The sequence below is a fragment of the Pseudomonas sp. 14P_5.3_Bac1 genome, from assembly GCF_025466135.1.
Classification (GTDB): domain Bacteria; phylum Pseudomonadota; class Gammaproteobacteria; order Pseudomonadales; family Pseudomonadaceae; genus Aquipseudomonas.
Genome location: NZ_JANLOF010000057.1, coordinates 1 through 17,897, shown reverse-complemented (window position 1 = coordinate 17,897; position 17,897 = coordinate 1). Strand labels below are relative to the sequence as shown.

Sequence of the window (17,897 nt, the reverse complement as noted above, 5' to 3'; positions counted from 1 at the left end):
AGGACTATGGCTATCAAGGTTTTATTGGTCGAAGACGATCGCGCCCTGCGTGAAGCATTGGCTGACACGCTGCTGTTGGCGGGCCATGACTACCGGGCGGTCGGTTCTGCCGAGGATGCCTTGGAGGCCGTTGAGCAAGAGTCCTTCAGCCTGGTGGTCAGTGACGTAAACATGCCCGGCATGGACGGCCACCAGTTGCTCGGCCTGTTGCGCGCGCGCCAGCCGCAACTGCCGGTGTTGCTGATGACAGCCCATGGCGCTGTCGAGCGGGCGGTGGACGCCATGCGCCAGGGGGCGGCGGATTACCTGGTCAAACCCTTCGAGCCCAAGGCGCTGATCGAGCTGGTCGCCCGGCATGCGCTGGGCGTGGTGTCGAATGCCGAGGGTGAAGGCCCGATTGCCTTCGAGCCGGCCAGCGCTCAGTTGCTGGAGCTGGCAGCCCGGGTGGCGCGCAGCGATTCAACCGTGTTGATTTCCGGCGAGTCCGGCACCGGTAAAGAGGTGTTGGCGCGTTACATTCACCAGCAGTCGGGCCGCGCCAAACAACCGTTTATTGCGATCAACTGCGCGGCGATTCCCGACAACATGCTCGAAGCCACGCTGTTCGGCCATGAAAAGGGCTCGTTCACCGGCGCCATTGCCGCGCAGGCCGGCAAGTTCGAACAGGCCGACGGCGGCACCATCCTGCTCGACGAAATTTCGGAAATGCCCCTGGGCCTGCAAGCCAAGCTGCTGCGGGTGCTGCAGGAGCGGGAGGTGGAGCGCGTCGGCGCGCGCAAGCCCATCCAGCTGGACATTCGCGTGGTCGCCACCACCAACCGCGACCTGGCGGGCGAAGTGGCGGCGGGGCGCTTTCGTGAAGACTTGTTCTACCGGCTCTCGGTGTTCCCGCTGGCCTGGCGCCCGCTGCGTGAGCGCCCGGCGGACATCATTCCGCTGGCCGAGCGCCTGTTGAACAACCACGTCAAAAAAATGAAGCATGCCCAGGCGCGGCTGTCGGCCGAGGCCCAGGCCTGCCTGATCAGCTACCCATGGCCCGGCAATGTGCGGGAACTGGACAATGCCATCCAGCGCGCGCTGATTTTGCAGCAGGGCGGGTTGATCCAGCCGCAGGACTTCTGCCTGGCCATGGGCAGTGGCGCGGCGCCGTTGCCGAGCCTGGCGCCGGCACCGGTGGTCGTGGCCGACGCCGAGTCTGGCGGCGCCCTGGGCGACGACCTGCGTCGCCGCGAATTCCAGATGATCATCGACACCCTGCGTGCCGAGCGCGGCCGCCGCAAGGAAGCCGCCGAGCGCCTGGGCATCAGCCCGCGCACCTTGCGCTACAAGCTGGCGCAGATGCGCGACGCGGGGATGGATGTCGAAGCCTACCTGTTCGCGACCTGACAAATCGCCGTCTTGGAAATACTCAGGCTGACAGGGTTTGTCGCCTTTTCTTACGAATAGCCACGGAGCTGGCACCCTTGTTGCTACCACCCCTAGTAACCGCTGCGTAGTGTCAAAAAATTGCGGGTCGTCGGAGAGAGAAGGTCATGAGCCAGGGTATTGAGTTCAATCGGTTGATGTTGGATATGCGCTCCATGCAAATGGATGCCATGGCTCAACCGAAATCCGTCGCGCCTGCGCCGGAATTGGGCCAAAGCAGTTTTGCCGACATGCTCGGTCAGGCAATCAACAAAGTCAGTGATACCCAGCAAGCCTCTAATCAGTTGGCTACCGCCTTCGAGATCGGCAAAAGCGGCGTGGACCTCACCGATGTGATGGTCGCTTCGCAAAAGGCCAGCGTTTCCTTTCAGGCCTTGACCCAAGTGCGTAACAAGTTGGTTCAGGCTTATCAAGACATCATGCAGATGCCGGTTTAAGGACGAGATTTAAGTCATGGCAGAAGCAGTCGTGGACAACGTACCCGCCAAGGCAGACGGCAAGCCGCCGCTGTTTGGCCTGTCGTTCCTGGAAAACCTTTCCGAAATGACCATGTTGCGTCAGGTGGGCCTGATGGTCGGCCTGGCTGCCAGCGTGGCGATTGGTTTTGCCGTGGTGCTGTGGTCGCAGCAACCTGATTACCGCCCGCTGTACGGCAGCCTGGCCGGGATGGATTCCAAGCAGATCATGGAAACCCTGGCCGCCGCCGACATCGCCTACACCGTGGAGCCCAATTCCGGCGCCTTGCTGGTCAAGGCCGATGACGTGGCGCGTGCGCGCATGAAGCTGGCGGCCGCCGGCGTCACGCCGTCCGACAGCAATATCGGTTTTGAAATTCTCGACAAGGACCAGGGTCTGGGCACCAGCCAGTTCATGGAGGCCACGCGTTACCGTCGTGGCCTGGAAGGCGAACTGGCACGCACCATCTCAAGCCTGAATAACGTCAAGGGCGCCCGCGTGCACCTGGCGATTCCGAAAAGCTCGGTGTTCGTGCGCGACGAGCGCAAGCCAAGCGCCTCGGTATTGGTCGAACTGTTTTCCGGCCGCTCCCTGGAGCCTGGCCAGGTCCTGGCGATCATCAACCTGGTGGCCACCAGCGTTCCTGAATTGAGCAAGTCGCAAATCACCGTGGTGGACCAGAAGGGCAACCTGCTGTCCGACCAGGCCGAGAACTCCGCGCTGACCCAGGCCGGCAAGCAGTTCGACTACAGCCGTCGCATGGAAAGCATGCTCACTCAGCGTGTGCACAACATTCTGCAGCCGGTGCTGGGCAACGACCGCTATAAAGCTGAAGTGTCTGCCGACGTGGACTTCAGCGCTGTCGAATCGACCTCCGAGCAGTTCAACCCGGACCAGCCGGCGCTGCGCAGCGAGCAATCGACCAGCGAACAACGCACCGCCAGCAATGGCCCGCAAGGTGTGCCGGGTGCCCTGAGCAACCAGCCACCGGCCCCGGCCACTGCACCGCAAACCACCGGTGGCGCTGCCGCGACGGCGGGTGCGATTCAGCCTGGTCAGCCACTGTTGGACGCCAACGGCCAGCAGATCATGGACCCGGCCACCGGCCAGCCGATGCTCGCACCGTACCCGGCGGACAAGCGTAACCAGTCCACCAAGAACTTCGAGCTCGACCGTTCCATCAGCCACACCAAGCAGCAGCAGGGCAAAATCAATCGCCTGTCGGTGTCGGTGGTGGTCGATGATCAGGTCAAGGTCAATGCCGCTGACGGCGCCGTCACCCGTGCGCCGTGGAGCGCCGACGAATTGGCGCGCTTCACCCGCCTGGTGCAGGACGCCGTCGGTTTCGACGCCAGCCGTGGCGACAGCGTCAGTGTGATCAACATGCCGTTCTCCGCCGAGCGCGGCGAAGTGATCGCCGACCCGGCGTTCTACACGCAGCCGTGGTTCTGGGACATCGTCAAGCAAGTGCTGGGTGTGTTGTTCATCCTGGTGCTGGTGTTCGGCGTGCTGCGCCCGGTGCTCAACAACATCACCGGCCATGGCAAGAAGCAGCTGGCATTGGCTGGCAGTGACGTTGAGTTGGGTGGCATGGGCGGCCTGGACGGCGAACTGGCCAACGACCGCGTCAGCCTCGGTGGCCCGCAAAGCATCCTGTTGCCAAGCCCGAGCGAAGGCTATGACGCTCAGTTGAACGCAATCAAGAGTCTGGTAGCAGAAGACCCGGGCCGTGTGGCTCAGGTCGTGAAAGAGTGGATTAACGCAGATGAATGATCGAGCCGCTGTTGCCAAGCTCACCAAAGTCGACAAAGCCGCCGTGTTGCTGCTGTCTTTGGGTGAAACCGACGCCGCACAAGTGCTGCGCCACATGGGCCCCAAAGAGGTTCAGCGCGTAGGCGTGGCCATGGCGCAAATGCGCAATGTGCACCGTGAGCAAGTCGAGCAGGTGATGAGCGAGTTCGTCGAGATCGTCGGCGACCAGACCAGCCTGGGCGTCGGCTCCGACAGCTACATCCGCAAGATGCTCACCTCGGCGCTGGGCGAAGACAAGGCCAACGGCCTGATCGACCGCATCCTGCTGGGCGGCAACACCAGTGGCCTGGACAGCCTGAAATGGATGGAGCCGCGCGCCGTTGCCGACGTGATCCGCTACGAGCACCCGCAGATCCAGGCCATCGTCGTCGCCTACCTGGACCCGGACCAGGCCGGTGAAGTGCTTGGCCACTTCGACCATAAAGTGCGCCTGGACATCATCCTGCGCGTGTCGTCGCTGAACACCGTGCAGCCAGCGGCATTGAAAGAACTCAACACGATTCTCGAGAAGCAGTTCTCGGGCAACTCCAACGCCTCGCGTACCACCTTGGGTGGCATCAAGCGCGCGGCCGATATCATGAACTTCCTCGACAGCTCGGTCGAAGGTCAGTTGATGGACTCGATCCGCGAGATCGACGACACCCTGTCCGGCCAGATCGAAGACCTCATGTTCGTGTTCAACAACCTCTCCGATGTTGACGACCGTGGCATCCAGGCGTTGCTGCGCGAAGTGTCTTCGGACGTGCTGGTGCTGGCCCTCAAGGGCTCGGACGAAAACGTCAAAGAGAAGATCTTCAAGAACATGTCCAAGCGTGCCTCCGAGCTGTTGCGTGACGACCTGGAAGCCAAAGGCCCGGTGCGTGTCAGCGACGTGGAAACCGCCCAGAAGGAAATCCTCACCATTGCCCGCCGTATGGCCGAAGCCGGAGAAATCGTTCTCGGCGGGAAGGGCGGCGAAGAAATGATCTAAGGCGCTGCCCATGTCGAACAAAGATGAGACGCCCAGCGATCTGATTCGCGCGCGGGATGTCGGCGGGTTCGATATCTGGTCGTTGCCCAGTTTCGATCCGCATGTGCCGGAACCTGAACCGGAGCCGGTGGTTGAAACGCCGGCCGAAATGGAAGAAGTGCCGCTCGATGAAGTCCAGCCACTGACCCTTGAAGAATTGGAAGCCATCCGCCAGGAGGCCTACAACGAGGGTTTCGCGGCGGGTGAAAAAGACGGTTTTCGCAGCACCACCCTCAAAGTTCGCCAAGAGGCCGAGGAGGCGCTGAGCGTCAAGCTGGCCAGCCTTGAGCGCTTGATGGGCAACCTGTTCGACCCGATCGCCGAACAGGATTCGCAGCTGGAAAAATCCATGGTCGGGCTGGTCGAGCACATCGCGCGCCAAGTGATCCAGCGCGAGCTGGTGCTCGATTCCAGCCACATCGAAAGCGTGATGCGCGAAGCCCTCAAGCTGCTGCCATTGGGCGTCGGCAATGTGCGGCTGTACATCAACCCGCAGGATTTCGAACAGGTCAAAGCCCTGCGCGAGCGCCATGAAGAAACCTGGCGCATCGTCGAGGACGCGGCGCTGCTGCCCGGTGGCTGCCGCGTCGAAACCGAGCACAGCCGCATTGATGCCACGGTGGAAACCCGCATCAGCCAGATCATGGCGAAAATGTTCGATCAATTGCATGAACAGTCCCTGCACCCGGCCGAGCCTGATATGAGCGTGGACCTGGACGCCGCCGATGCGCCTTGAACGCACCAGCTTCGCCAAGCGCCTGAGCGGCTACGCCGAAGCCACTGAGTTGCCCGGCCAGCCGATCCTCGAAGGGCGCCTGCTGCGCATGGTCGGCCTGACCCTCGAAGCCGAAGGCTTGCGTGCCGCCATGGGCAGCCGCTGCCTGGTGATCAACGACGACAGTTACCACCCGGTGCAGGTCGAAGCCGAAGTGATGGGCTTTTCCGGCAGCAAGATTTTCCTGATGCCGGTCGGCAGCCTGGCGGGCATCGCCCCCGGTGCGCGCGTGGTGCCGCTGGCCGATACCGGTCGCCTGCCGATGGGCATGAGCATGCTCGGCCGCGTGCTGGACGGCGCCGGTCGTGCGTTGGACGGCAAAGGCGGTATGAAGGCCGAAGACTGGGTGCCGATGGACGGCCCGACCATCAACCCGCTCAACCGCAACCCGATCAGCGTGCCGCTGGACGTGGGCATTCGCAGCATCAACGGTTTATTGACGGTCGGCCGCGGCCAGCGTCTGGGCCTGTTTGCCGGTACCGGCGTGGGTAAGTCGGTGTTGCTTGGCATGATGACGCGCTTTACCGAGGCCGACATCATCGTGGTCGGGCTGATCGGTGAGCGGGGCCGTGAAGTAAAGGAATTCATCGAGCACAGCCTCGGTGAAGAAGGCCTCAAGCGTTCCGTCGTCGTCGCATCCCCGGCCGATGATGCGCCGCTGATGCGTTTGCGCGCGGCCATGTACTGCACGCGCATCGCCGAATATTTTCGTGACAAGGGCAAGAACGTCCTGTTGCTGATGGACTCGCTCACGCGTTTCGCCCAGGCCCAGCGGGAAATCGCCCTGGCCATCGGCGAACCGCCGGCCACCAAAGGCTACCCGCCTTCAGTGTTCGCCAAGCTGCCCAAGCTGGTTGAGCGTGCCGGTAATGCCGAGGCCGGCGGCGGTTCGATCACGGCGTTCTACACCGTGCTGTCCGAAGGCGATGACCAGCAAGACCCGATTGCCGACTCGGCGCGTGGCGTGCTCGACGGCCACATCGTGCTGTCGCGGCGTTTGGCCGAAGAAGGGCACTACCCGGCCATCGATATCGAAGCGTCGATCAGCCGGGTGATGCCGGCGGTGGTCACGCCGGAGCACATGGCCCGCGCCCAGCATTTCAAGCAACTGTGGTCGCGCTATCAGCAGAGCCGCGACTTGATCAGCGTGGGTGCCTACGTGGCCGGCGGTGATCGCGAAACCGACCTGGCGATTGCCCTGCAACCGCAGCTGGTGACCTACCTGCGCCAGGGCCTCAACGACAAGATCAGCATGGGCGAAAGCGAAGCGCATCTGGGTTCGATCTTCGCCCCGGCGCCAGGCGGTTAAGCCATGGCCAGCACCCGTTCCTCGCGCCTGGCCCCAGTGGTGGACATGGCGGAGAAGGCCGAAAAAACCGCCGCGCAACGCCTGGGCTACTTTCAGGGGCAGGTGCGCCTGGCAGAAAGCAAGCTCGGCGACCTGGAGCGCTTTCGCGGCGAATACCAGCAGCAATGGATCGAGCGCGGCAGCAAGGGTGTTTCCGGCCAGTGGCTGATGGGCTACCAGGGCTTCCTCAATCAGCTGGAAACCGCCGTAGGCCAGCAGCGCCAGAGCCTGGCCTGGCACCAGAACAACCTCGATAAAGCCCGCGAGGCATGGCAGGCGGCGTTCGCTCGGGTCGAAGGTTTGCGCAAACTGGTGCAGCGCTACATCGACGAAGCGCGGGCGATTGAAGACAAGCGCGAGCAGAAGCTGCTCGACGAGCTGTCACAGCGACTTCCCCGCCAATCACAGTACTAACGGCCACCACCGGCCCACTGTGGGAGCAGGGCTTGCCCGCGATGCAGGCACCGAGGTGGATCATGCTATCGCGGGCAAGCCAGCCCCCCACATTTGATTTGCTGTGTTGCCCATACCTCGATCACCTGCTAAACCTTGTTGCACATTGCCAATGACAAGGAAGCAGTCGCATGTCAGTCGTGTCAGAAGTATCCCTGGATGGGAAAAAATTGACGATTACCGTCAAAGGGCGATTCGATTTCGGTAGCCATCAAGCCTTTCGTGACGCCTACGAGCGGTTCTACAAGGTGCCCGAGGTCTACGTGGTGGACCTCAAAGACACCACCTACATGGACAGCTCGGCCCTGGGCATGTTGCTGCTGTTGCGTGACCATGCCGGTGGCGACAATGCCGAAGTCCAGGTGATCAACAGCAACTCCGATGTGCGCAAGATCCTCGCCATTTCCAACTTTGACAAACTGTTCGATCTCAGTTGAGCAGCCTGGCCCCGGTCCTTGAACCGCTGACGATCCTGATCGCCGAAGACAGCGCCGCCGATTTGCTGTTGCTGTCGACCATCATTCGGCGTCAGGGGCATCAAGTACTCACCGCCACCAACGGCGCGCAAGCGGTCGAGGTGTTTACCCGCGAGCGCCCGCAACTGGTGTTGATGGACGCGTTGATGCCGGTGATGGACGGCTTTGAAGCCGCGCGGCGCATCAAGCAGCTCGCCGGTGAGGCGCTAGTTCCGATCATCTTCCTGACCTCGCTGCGCGAAAGCGAGGCGCTGGCCCAGTGCCTGGACGCGGGCGGCGATGACTTCCTGCCCAAGCCCTACAACCAGTTGATCCTGGCAGCGAAAATCAACGCCATGGACCGCCTGCGCCGGCTGCAGGCAACGGTCTTGCAGCAGCGTGACCTGATCGCCAGGCACCACGACTACCTGCTGCACGAGCAACGCGCGGCCAAGGCAGTGTTCGATAAGGTGGCGCATTCGGGCTGTATCAATGCGGCGCCGAACATTCGTTACCTGCAATCGCCCTACGCCCTGTTCAATGGCGACCTGCTGCTGGCGGCGTACACACCCTCCGGCGACATGCATGTTTTGCTCGGCGACTTCACCGGCCATGGCCTGCCGGCCGCCGTGGGGGCCATGCCCCTGGCGGAAGTGTTCTACGGCATGACCGCCAAGGGCTACGGCCTGGCGCAGACCCTGCGCGAGATGAACGCCAAGCTCAAACGCATCCTGCCGGTGGACATGTTCTGCTGCGCCACGCTGATGTGCCTGAGCGCTCAGCGGCGCGTGGTGGAGGTGTGGAACGGCGGGATGCCCGAAGGCTATGTGCATGAAGTCGCCACGGGCAAGCGCACGCCATTGGTGTCGCGGCACCTGCCGCTGGGTGTGTTGTCGGCGCAGGCGTTCGATGACGGCACCGAGGTCTGGCCCATGGCGCTGGGCGACCGGGTGTTTTTGCTCTCCGACGGCGTGCTCGACACGGCTGACGCCAATGACCAGCTGTTCGGCGCCGAGCGCTTGCAGCAGGTGTTCGCGGCCAACCGCGAGCCCGACCGGTTATTCGAAGACATCGAGCGGGCGCTGGCGGCGTTTCGTGGCCAGGCGCGCGATGACGTCAGCATGGTGGAAATCACCTTGCAGGCCGGCCAGCCGTTGCGCGCGGCCGAGCCCGTTTACGCCGACAGCGGGCAGTCGTGCCCTCTGGATTGGTCGGTGAGTTTCGAATTCCGTGCGCAGACCCTCAAAAGCTACAACCCGTTACCGTATCTGCTGCAGTTGCTGCTGGAGATTCAGGGTCTGCGGGGGCAGAGCGGGGCGCTTTACAGTGTGATGGCCGAGTTGTATTCCAACGCGCTGGAGCATGGTGTGCTGGGGTTGGATTCGCGCCTCAAGCGTGATGCCCAGGGGTTCGCCGACTATTACCGCCAGCGCAATGAGCGGCTGGGGCAGTTGAACAGCGGTTACGTGCGGGTGCATGTGCAGGTGGTGCCGACCGCCACGGGCGGCAAAATGACGCTGCGCATTGAGGACAGCGGCCCGGGGTTTGACGTGGAGCAGGTGCTGGCGCGGCCGATGGATGTCGACCGTCTGTCTGGCCGCGGCCTGAGCCTGGTGCGCCAGTTGAGCAGCGATGTACGCTGGTCCGATGGCGGGCGCAGTGTGTGCGTGGAGTTTTGCTGGGGGGCTCTGGCATAATCCGCCGATTCTTGATCAAGGAGCGAACAAGTGGCTGAGATTCATCTGGACCCCGATGTGTTGTCGGGTTTGCAGGAAGTGATGGAAGGCGAGTACCCGAAACTGCTGGATACCTTCCTTGACGATTCGCAGAAGCGCGTCGAAGCGTTGCGCAAGGCTCGCGACGATGCCAAGGCGCTGGGACGCATCGCGCATAGCTTCAAGGGCAGCAGCGGTAACCTGGGGGCGGTGCGGTTGGCAGAACTTTGCCGCCGGCTCGAAGACGGCTCTGCGCAGCTGACACGCGTGGACCTGGATGAACTGGTCGACGAAATCGACCAGGAATTCGCGCTGGTTCGTCCGTTGTACGAACACGAGCGTCAGCGTTTTCAGCTGTGATTGAGGGCTCGAGGTAAACCTGGCCCAACTCTTGCTCTACCTCTGGATACTGCATCCCCGATCCCAGTGCAGTGGAGACCCTTACCTATGCCAGTCGCCCCCAATTCGCTTCTTCAGGCTGCCGCTGCGGCCAAGCCTCAAGCGTCGGCCGCCACCCCCTCGGTAGCGGCTGCGGACCCACGAGGCAAGGGCCCTGGCTTCGCGCAAGTGTTTGCAAACCAAAGCCCGAAACCGACGCTCAAGAGCGACGACGCCCCGGCCAAAGTCACGCGTGACAAGCCCTCGGACACCCCGTCCAAGCCGGCTGCAGGCGACGATAAGCCTGCCGCCAGCAAGCCGGCCGTTGCCGATAGCGGCAATCCCTTGCCTGCCAAGCCGCCGGCCAAATCCGACGACAGCGCCAGCAATGACGACGACAAAACCGCCGACCCGGCGGTGGCGCAGCAGCCTCCGGTTGATCCCGTGGTTGACCCGGCAGTGGTTGCCGCGGTCACACCGGTCCCCGTGCCCGTCCCGGTAGAAACGCCGGCACCTGTAGCCGCCAAAGACGACAAGGCCCAGCCAGTCGTCGCGCCCGCTGTGGCTGCCACCGATGACGCCAAGCAGCCGGCGTTCGACCCGGAGGCGGATCCGCTGGACTCGATGCCCGCCGTGCGTCTGGCGATGGAGCAGGGCGGTCACGTTTCGGCCAGTAGCCAGACGCCGCAGAAAGCCGCACCGACCACCACGCAGGATCAGCCGACCGCTGCGCAAAGCTTTGCTGCGGGCCTGGCGACTATGGTCGATCAGCAAGCCACCAAGGACAGCACCGACCAGGGCGGCGACAAAGCCTTCAGCGGGCTGATCGAAGGTGGCCTCAAGGATTTGAAAGACGCCAGCAGCGACACCCGTGTGGATGATTTCGCCAACCGCCTCGCCGCATTGACCCAGGCCGCCACGCCGAAAACCGCGAATGCCTTGCCACCGGTTGCGAATGCGCCGCTGGCCATGCACCAGAGCGGCTGGACCGAGGAAGTGGTCAACCGCGTGATGTACCTGTCCAGTGCCAACCTCAAGTCGGCAGAAATTCAATTGCAGCCGGCAGAGTTGGGGCGCCTGGACATCAAGGTCAACATGACCGCGGACCAGCAGGCCCAAGTCACGTTCATGAGCGGTCACGCCGTGGTGCGTGAAGCACTGGAAACCCAGTCCGGCCGTCTGCGCGAAATGTTTGCCCAGCAAGGCATGGGGCAGGTCGACGTCAACGTCTCCGACCAGTCGCGTGGGTGGCAGGGCCAGGGCCAGGATCAACAGCAGCAGAACCAGGCGCGCGGCGTGAGTGGCAGCGGCGGGCGGGGTGATGGCGGGGATGCCGGTGATCACGCCGAAGTGGCAGCCGCCGTCGCGCCCGTGACCCAAACAGTGATCGGCTCCAGCGCCGTTGATTACTACGCCTGACACCTGTTGAAACCCGGTCAATGTGGGAGCTGGCTTGCCTGCGATGGCGGTGTATCAGTCACACAGATGTGAGCTGAGCCACCGCCATCGCAGGCAAGCCAGCTCCCACATTTGATATGTGGTGTTCGCGCTTACCGGGTTACCAGACAACTCTGGCATAACACTTGCTCTTGCCTTTCCGTAGATCTATGAATTCCAGAATAGTGACGGATTATTGGCATGGCGAAGAGCGACGACGCAGCAACTCCACCCGCAGGCAAAGGCAAAGGCAAGCTCAAGCTTATCCTGCTGATCGTGCTGGGCCTGCTCCTGGCCATCGGCGCCTCGATTGGCGGCACCTGGTTCATCATGCACAGCAGTGCGAGCAAACCGGCACCCGCCGCCGAAACCGCCAGTAACGTCAAGCAACCGGCAATCTTCGAACCGATGCTGCCGGCCTTTGTGGCCAACTTCAATCAGAACGGCCGTCAACGCTACCTGCAGGTGAGCATCACCTTGCTGGCGCGTAACCAGGCGGACCTGGATGCGCTCAAAGTGCACATGCCGGTGATCCGCAACAACCTGGTGATGCTGTTCTCCGGGCAGAGCTTCGACAGCCTGGCCACGCCGGTAGGCCAGGAAATGCTGCGCCAGAAGGTCACTGCCAGCGTGCAGGAAGTGGCCCAGAAAGAGCTTGGCAAAGTCGTGGTCGAGCAGGCGCTCTTCACTAACTTCGTATTGCAGTAGGATCACGACATGGCCGTGCAAGACCTGCTGTCCCAGGATGAAATCGACGCGCTGTTGCATGGCGTCGACGATGGTCTGGTACAGACCGAAATGGCTGCCGAACCCGGCAGCGTCAAAAGTTATGACCTCACCAGCCAAGATCGCATCGTCCGTGGACGCATGCCGACGCTGGAAATGATCAACGAACGTTTCGCCCGCTACACCCGTATCAGCATGTTCAACATGCTGCGCCGTTCGGCGGACGTGGCGGTGGGCGGCGTGCAGGTGATGAAGTTCGGCGAGTACGTGCACTCGCTGTACGTGCCCACCAGCCTCAACCTGGTCAAGATCAAGCCATTGCGCGGCACCGCGCTGTTCATCCTCGACGCCAAGCTGGTGTTCAAGCTGGTGGACAACTTCTTCGGCGGCGACGGCCGTCACGCCAAGATCGAAGGCCGTGAATTCACCCCGACCGAACTGCGCGTGGTGCGCATGGTGCTTGAGCAGGCCTTCATCGACTTGAAGGAAGCCTGGCAGGCGATCATGGAAGTCAACTTCGAGTACATCAACTCGGAAGTGAACCCGGCCATGGCCAACATCGTCGGCCCCAGCGAAGCCATTGTGGTCTCCACCTTCCACATCGAACTCGATGGCGGTGGCGGCGACCTGCACGTGACCATGCCGTACTCGATGATCGAGCCGGTGCGCGAAATGCTCGACGCCGGTTTCCAGTCCGACCTGGACGACCAGGACGAGCGCTGGGTCAAGGCCCTGCGCGAAGACCTACTGGACGTCGACGTACCGCTGAGCGCCACCGTGGCCCGTCGCCAGCTGCGTCTGCGCGATATTTTGCACATGCAGCCGGGGGACGTGATTCCCGTGGAATTGCCGGAAGAACTGATCATGCGTGCCAACGGCGTGCCGTCGTTCAAGGTCAAGCTGGGTTCGCACAAAGGCAACCTGGCGTTGCAAGTGATCGAACCGATCAACCGCCGCTGATCACCAATTATTTTTGCTTCGCCGAGGACATGTAATGGCTACCGAACACGAAAACACTTCCGCCGAAGACCAGGCCCTGGCTGACGAGTGGGCTGCAGCGCTGGAAGAAACCGGCGATGTCGGCCAGGACGACATCGACGCGCTGCTGGCCGCCGACGCCGCCACCGCGCCGGCCGGCAAGCGCCTGCCAATGGAAGAATTCGGCAGCGTGCCGAAGAACAACGACCCGGTGACCCTCGACGGCCCGAACCTGGATGTGATCCTCGACATCCCGGTGTCGATTTCCATGGAAGTGGGCAGCACCGAAATCAACATCCGCAACCTGTTACAGCTCAACCAGGGTTCGGTGATCGAACTCGACCGCCTGGCCGGCGAGCCGCTGGACGTGCTGGTCAACGGCACCCTGATCGCCCATGGCGAGGTGGTGGTGGTCAACGAAAAGTTCGGCATCCGCCTGACGGACGTGATCAGCCCAAGCGAACGCATCAAGAAGTTGCGCTGATATGAAGTATTCGATGGCGGGACTGTTTCTGGCGCTGCCATTGAGCGCCCTGGCGGCTGAGCCGGTTGCGCAAGCGGCGGCTGCGGCGCCCGTGGTCAGCAGCGGCATCGGCGGGCAATTGACCCAACTGGTGCTGGGCCTGTTGCTGGTGGTCGGTCTGATTTTCGTGCTGGCCTGGTTGATGCGCCGCGTGCAGCGCATCGGCCCGGGCAATGGCCAGGTCATCGAGATGATCGGCTCGCGCGCCCTCGGCCCGCGTGATCGTCTGGTGCTGGTGCAAGTCGGCGAAGAGCAGATTCTGCTCGGCATCACGCCCGGCCGTATCACCCCGCTGCATGTGCTCAAGTCGCCGGTGGAAGTGGCCAGGACCGAGGCCGCCACGCCAGAATTCGCCCAGCGCCTGATGGAGTTGCTGGGCAAGGATCAGAAGGATAAGAAGTAATGCGCGTTTTATTGACGCTCATGCTGTTGCTGGCCGCGCCGCTGGCGTTTGCGGCCGACCCGTTGTCGATCCCGGCGATCACGCTGGGCACCAACGCCGCCGGCGCCCAGGAATACTCGGTCAGCCTGCAGATCCTGCTGATCATGACCGCGCTGAGTTTTATCCCGGCGTTTGTCATGCTGATGACCAGCTTTACGCGGATCATCATCGTCTTTTCGATTTTGCGTCAGGCCCTGGGCCTGCAGCAGACGCCGTCGAACCAGATCCTCACCGGCATGGCCTTGTTTTTGACGCTGTTCATCATGGCGCCGGTGTTCGACAAGGTGAACCAGCAAGCCCTGCAACCCTATCTGGCGGAAAAACTCAGCGCCCAGGATGCGATCGACAAGGCCCAGGGCCCGATCAAGGACTTCATGCTGTCGCAAACCCGCTCCAGCGACCTTGAGCTGTTCATGCGCTTGTCCAAGCGCACCGATATCGCCACGCCGGATCAGGCGCCGCTGACCATTCTGGTGCCGGCGTTTGTCACTTCCGAGCTGAAGACCGCGTTCCAGATCGGCTTCATGATCTTCATCCCGTTCCTGATCATCGACCTGGTGGTGGCGAGCGTGCTGATGGCCATGGGCATGATGATGCTCTCGCCACTGATTATTTCGTTGCCGTTCAAGATCATGCTGTTTGTGCTGGTGGACGGCTGGGCGCTGATTATCGGCACGCTGGCCAGCAGTTTCGGCGGAGTGTAGCGCCATGACCCCAGAAGTAGCGGTCGACCTGTTCCGTGAAGCGCTGTGGCTGACCACCATGATGGTTGCCGTGCTGGTGGTGCCGAGCCTGTTGGTCGGCCTGCTGGTGGCGATGTTCCAGGCGGCGACGCAGATCAACGAACAGACCTTGAGCTTCCTCCCGCGGTTGCTGGTGATGCTGATCACCTTGATCGTCGCCGGCCCGTGGCTGGTGCAAACCTTCATGGAATACATCCTGCAGCTGTACGGCAGTATTCCGCAGTTGATCGGCTGACCCCATGCAATCTGTGCTGGCACTGACCGACACCCAGATCAGCACCTGGGTGGCGTCTTTCATCTTGCCGATGTTCCGCGTCACGGCGGTGCTGATGACCATGCCGGTGTTCGGCACCACCCTGGTTCCGCGGCGTATCCGCCTGTATTTCGCCTTCGCCATTACCGTCGTGATCGTGCCCGGCCTGCCACCGATGCCGCCGGTGAACGCGCTGGACCTGAGTGCCTTGCTGCTGATCGCCGAGCAGATATTGATTGGCGCGCTGCTGGGCTTTTCGCTGACATTGTTCTTCCAGGCGTTTGTGATCGCCGGGCAAATCATCTCGATCCAGATGGGCATGGGCTTTGCGTCCATGGTCGACCCCACCAACGGCGTGTCGGTGGCGGTGATCGGGCAATTCCTGACCATGCTGGTGACCTTGCTGTTTCTGGCCATGAACGGCCACCTGGTGGTGTTTGAGGTCATGACCGAAAGCTTCACCACCTTGCCGGTGGGCTCGGGGTTGGTGGTCAGTCACTTCTGGGAACTGGTGGGGCGCCTGAGCTGGGTGTTGGGCGCGTCGCTGTTGCTGGTGTTGCCGGCGATCACCGCGCTGCTGGTGGTCAACATCGCGTTCGGCGTGATGACGCGCGCGGCGCCGCAACTGAACATTTTCTCGATTGGTTTCCCGCTGACCCTGGTGTTGGGCATGGGGATTTTCTGGATCGGCATGGCCGACATTCTCAATCAGTATCAACCGCTGGCGACCGACGCCTTGCAGTTCTTACGTGATCTGGCGCGGGCGCGTTGAGCCATGGCCGAGAGCGAGAGTGGTCAGGACAAAACAGAAGACCCCACGGACAAACGCAAAAAGGACTCCAGGGAAAAGGGTGAGATTGCCCGCTCCAAAGAGCTCAATACCCTCGCCGTCATGCTGGCCGGCGCCGGTGGCCTGCTGATTTACGGCGGCGGTCTGGCGCTGGACATGATGGAGTTGATGAAACTCAACTTCTCGCTGCCGCGCGAAGTGCTGCTCAGCCCCGGCGCCATGGGCCAGTACCTGCTGCACTCGGGCAAAATCGCGATCCTGGCGGTGCAGCCGGTGCTCATCACCTTGTTGCTGGCCGCGTTGATCGGGCCGGTGTCCCTGGGCGGCTGGCTATTTGCCGCTGGCAGCATGGCGCCCAAGTTCAGCCGGATGAACCCCGCGGCTGGGCTCAAGCGCATGTTTTCCAGCAAGGCGCTGGTGGAACTGCTCAAGGCGTTGGCGAAGTTCATCCTGATCCTGTTTGTGGCGCTGACGGTGTTGTCGTCCGACATCGACGACTTGCTGCGCATCGCCCATGAGCCGCTGGAGTCGGCGATCATCCACAGCGTGCAGGTGGTGGGCTGGAGCGCGCTGTGGATGGCCTGCGGGTTGATCATCATCGCCGCCGTGGATGCGCCGATCCAGCTGTGGGAAAGCCACAAGAAGCTGCTGATGACCAAGCAGGAAGTGCGCGACGAGCACAAGGACCAGGAAGGTCGCCCTGAGGTCAAGCAGCGCATTCGCCAGCTGCAGCGCGAAATGTCCCAGCGCAAGATGATGGCGGCGGTGCCGGATGCCGACGTGGTCATCACCAACCCGACTCACTACGCCGTGGCCCTCAAGTACGACCCCGAGAAGGGCGGCGCGCCGATGCTGTTGGCCAAGGGCAGCGACTTTACCGCGCTGAAAATCCGCGAAATCGCCGTGGCCAACGACATTCTGTTGCTGGAGTCGCCGGAGTTGGCGCGGTCGATCTTCTACTCCACCGACCTCGACCAGGAAATCCCGGCGGGCTTGTACCTGGCCGTGGCGCAGGTGTTGGCCTATGTCTACCAGATCCGCCAATACCGCGCGGGCAAGGGCAAGCGGCCCGAGCCGCTCAAGGATCTGCCGATCCCGCCGGATTTGCGCCGCGATTCCTGATTCTGAATTGGTCGCGAGCTGGTTCTCGTGGCGAGCGGGCTTGCCCCGCGTTGGGCTGCGCAGCAGCCCCAATAGGCCCACTGCGTTCCCTCTGACACACCGCAGCGTTCGGTTTTAGGGCCGCTTCGCAGCCCAGCGCGGGGCAAGCCCGCTCGCCACAAAATCTTCTGCTCGCCACGGTACGTTCGTCGCGCCTTCCGCTACCACTCGTCGTTAACCCCTGTCTACCTGTCAACTCTGACAGTAGCCAGCGCCGCCTGCTCGCGGTTCCATGGCAGCACACTGCACACAGGTCGTCGTAGAGATGCAGAGGGAGCGGTAATGGAAGCGGTAACGGGCACGATCAAATCTTATAGCCGGAAAACCGGGGAAGGCTTGATTGCACTGGATGGCGGCGATGAGCCTGTGCAGGTGGATCTCAAAAGTTCGTGCGGGGTTTGGTTGAAAGCGGGCCTGCGCGTGCAATTCGCGAGGATCCATCGGCCCAAGGGCATCTTCGCGTCGCATATCAAGATTATCTAGCGACCCGTGCGGGTCATGGAACCCGATGTAAGGAGAGCGGCAATGGCAACAGGCACAGTGAAGTGGTTTAACGCGGAGAAGGGGTTTGGTTTCATTACTCAGGATGGGGGCGGGTCTGACGTGTTCGTTCACTTTTCAGCCATCGTCAGTGAAGGGTTCAAGACGCTTGAAGAAGGTAAAAAAGTAAAGTTCGACGTCGCTCAGGGCGCGAAAGGGCCACAGGCCGAAAAGGTCGAAGTTCTCTAGGCAGTTTATTGCTCGCGCCTGCGCAAGAGCGCAGGCGCGAGCAGTGCAGTCCAGCACGCGCTCGGCCCTTAACCGTCCGACCTCAATCAACTGCGCAATACCCGGCGCGCCTTCTCGTTGTGACCTTTCCAGACCAAAAACGAAATCGCGGGACAACCCCAAATATTGTCGGAAATTGCCTCGTTAGCAGCAGATGTACACAGATCCAACTGTGGGAGCTGGCTTGCCTGCGATGACTGACTCACGGCTAGCCCTTCAGGTGACATGCACAACCCCAAAGCAGGCAAAC

The 17,897-nt window shown here is 62.1% G+C and carries 22 protein-coding genes; 21 read left to right on the top strand and 1 reads right to left on the bottom strand.

Features of this window, described 5'->3' with window-relative positions; translation table 11 throughout:
* Nucleotides 1-6: 6 nt before the first annotated feature.
* The 21 genes from NTD89_RS13965 (at nt 7) to NTD89_RS13865 (ending at nt 17,608) form a co-directional block, all read left to right on the top strand.
* Nucleotides 7-1,386 (top strand): sigma-54-dependent transcriptional regulator, encoded by a 1,380-nt coding sequence (locus NTD89_RS13965; protein WP_242195626.1) that lies wholly within the window; start codon nt 7-9, stop codon nt 1,384-1,386.
* A gap of 146 nt (nt 1,387-1,532) precedes the next feature.
* A complete protein-coding gene (gene fliE / locus NTD89_RS13960; protein ID WP_016972029.1) occupies nt 1,533-1,862 on the top strand; it encodes a flagellar hook-basal body complex protein FliE in 330 nt (109 codons plus the stop codon).
* A 16-nt stretch (nt 1,863-1,878) separates the two neighbouring features.
* Complete coding sequence (fliF, locus tag NTD89_RS13955; RefSeq protein ID WP_145158883.1) at nt 1,879-3,654, top strand: flagellar basal-body MS-ring/collar protein FliF; 1,776 nt, start codon at nt 1,879-1,881, stop codon at nt 3,652-3,654.
* The gene (gene fliG / locus NTD89_RS13950) at nt 3,647-4,663 is read left to right on the top strand and encodes a flagellar motor switch protein FliG (RefSeq protein WP_106576455.1); all 1,017 of its coding nucleotides are present in this window, start codon (nt 3,647-3,649) and stop codon (nt 4,661-4,663) included. Before fliF ends, fliG begins: the two co-directional genes overlap by 8 nt.
* A 10-nt stretch (nt 4,664-4,673) precedes the next feature.
* Nucleotides 4,674-5,438 (top strand): flagellar assembly protein FliH, encoded by a 765-nt coding sequence (gene fliH, locus NTD89_RS13945; protein ID WP_145158881.1) that lies wholly within the window; start codon nt 4,674-4,676, stop codon nt 5,436-5,438.
* Nucleotides 5,428-6,786: a flagellar protein export ATPase FliI gene (gene fliI, locus NTD89_RS13940; RefSeq protein ID WP_145158879.1), complete on the top strand. Its 1,359-nt coding sequence runs from the start codon at nt 5,428-5,430 to the stop codon at nt 6,784-6,786. The genes fliH and fliI overlap by 11 nt, the downstream gene beginning before the upstream one ends.
* Before the next feature lie 3 nt (nt 6,787-6,789).
* Nucleotides 6,790-7,239 carry a flagellar export protein FliJ gene (fliJ, locus tag NTD89_RS13935; RefSeq protein WP_106576458.1) on the top strand — a complete coding sequence of 150 codons (450 nt, stop codon included), beginning with the start codon at nt 6,790-6,792 and terminating at the stop codon, nt 7,237-7,239.
* A gap of 170 nt (nt 7,240-7,409) precedes the next feature.
* Nucleotides 7,410-7,715, top strand: coding sequence for an STAS domain-containing protein (locus NTD89_RS13930; protein WP_106576459.1), 306 nt, complete (start codon nt 7,410-7,412; stop codon nt 7,713-7,715).
* Nucleotides 7,712-9,430 (top strand): fused response regulator/phosphatase, encoded by a 1,719-nt coding sequence (locus NTD89_RS13925; protein ID WP_262208266.1) that lies wholly within the window; start codon nt 7,712-7,714, stop codon nt 9,428-9,430. Before NTD89_RS13930 ends, NTD89_RS13925 begins: the two co-directional genes overlap by 4 nt.
* Nucleotides 9,431-9,460: 30 nt before the next feature.
* Nucleotides 9,461-9,808, top strand: a complete 348-nt coding sequence (locus tag NTD89_RS13920) for an Hpt domain-containing protein (RefSeq protein ID WP_106576461.1) — start codon at nt 9,461-9,463, stop codon at nt 9,806-9,808.
* Nucleotides 9,809-9,895: 87 nt separating this feature from the next.
* Nucleotides 9,896-11,245: a flagellar hook-length control protein FliK gene (locus tag NTD89_RS13915; RefSeq protein WP_262208264.1), complete on the top strand. Its 1,350-nt coding sequence runs from the start codon at nt 9,896-9,898 to the stop codon at nt 11,243-11,245.
* A 219-nt stretch (nt 11,246-11,464) separates the two neighbouring features.
* Nucleotides 11,465-11,971, top strand: a complete 507-nt coding sequence (fliL, locus tag NTD89_RS13910; protein ID WP_145158871.1) for a flagellar basal body-associated protein FliL — start codon at nt 11,465-11,467, stop codon at nt 11,969-11,971.
* Between the two features lie 9 nt (nt 11,972-11,980).
* A complete protein-coding gene (gene fliM / locus NTD89_RS13905) occupies nt 11,981-12,949 on the top strand; it encodes a flagellar motor switch protein FliM (RefSeq protein ID WP_010166091.1) in 969 nt (322 codons plus the stop codon).
* A 34-nt stretch (nt 12,950-12,983) separates the two neighbouring features.
* Nucleotides 12,984-13,451: a flagellar motor switch protein FliN gene (fliN, locus tag NTD89_RS13900; RefSeq protein WP_057700902.1), complete on the top strand. Its 468-nt coding sequence runs from the start codon at nt 12,984-12,986 to the stop codon at nt 13,449-13,451.
* 1 nt (nt 13,452) lies between these two features.
* Entirely contained in the window at nt 13,453-13,893 is a 441-nt protein-coding gene (gene fliO / locus NTD89_RS13895) for a flagellar biosynthetic protein FliO (protein ID WP_064453452.1), read from the top strand.
* On the top strand, nt 13,893-14,636 hold the full coding sequence (gene fliP, locus NTD89_RS13890) for a flagellar type III secretion system pore protein FliP (protein WP_106576465.1): 744 nt from the start codon (nt 13,893-13,895) through the stop codon (nt 14,634-14,636). Before fliO ends, fliP begins: the two co-directional genes overlap by 1 nt.
* 4 nt (nt 14,637-14,640) lie before the next feature.
* Nucleotides 14,641-14,910 carry a flagellar biosynthesis protein FliQ gene (gene fliQ, locus NTD89_RS13885; RefSeq protein ID WP_003214552.1) on the top strand — a complete coding sequence of 90 codons (270 nt, stop codon included), beginning with the start codon at nt 14,641-14,643 and terminating at the stop codon, nt 14,908-14,910.
* Nucleotides 14,911-14,914: 4 nt separating this feature from the next.
* Nucleotides 14,915-15,700 (top strand): flagellar biosynthetic protein FliR, encoded by a 786-nt coding sequence (gene fliR / locus NTD89_RS13880; RefSeq protein WP_064453451.1) that lies wholly within the window; start codon nt 14,915-14,917, stop codon nt 15,698-15,700.
* A gap of 3 nt (nt 15,701-15,703) precedes the next feature.
* Nucleotides 15,704-16,840 carry a flagellar biosynthesis protein FlhB gene (gene flhB / locus NTD89_RS13875; protein WP_145158867.1) on the top strand — a complete coding sequence of 379 codons (1,137 nt, stop codon included), beginning with the start codon at nt 15,704-15,706 and terminating at the stop codon, nt 16,838-16,840.
* 321 nt (nt 16,841-17,161) lie between these two features.
* Nucleotides 17,162-17,362, top strand: a complete 201-nt coding sequence (locus NTD89_RS13870; RefSeq protein WP_262208256.1) for a cold shock domain-containing protein — start codon at nt 17,162-17,164, stop codon at nt 17,360-17,362.
* Between the two features lie 42 nt (nt 17,363-17,404).
* Entirely contained in the window at nt 17,405-17,608 is a 204-nt protein-coding gene (locus tag NTD89_RS13865; protein ID WP_145158863.1) for a cold-shock protein, read from the top strand.
* An 86-nt stretch (nt 17,609-17,694) separates the two neighbouring features.
* Here the strand turns inward: NTD89_RS13865 and NTD89_RS13860 are convergent.
* A partial coding sequence (locus NTD89_RS13860) for a hypothetical protein (protein WP_262208255.1) occupies nt 17,695-17,897 on the bottom strand: 203 nt, incomplete at its 5' end.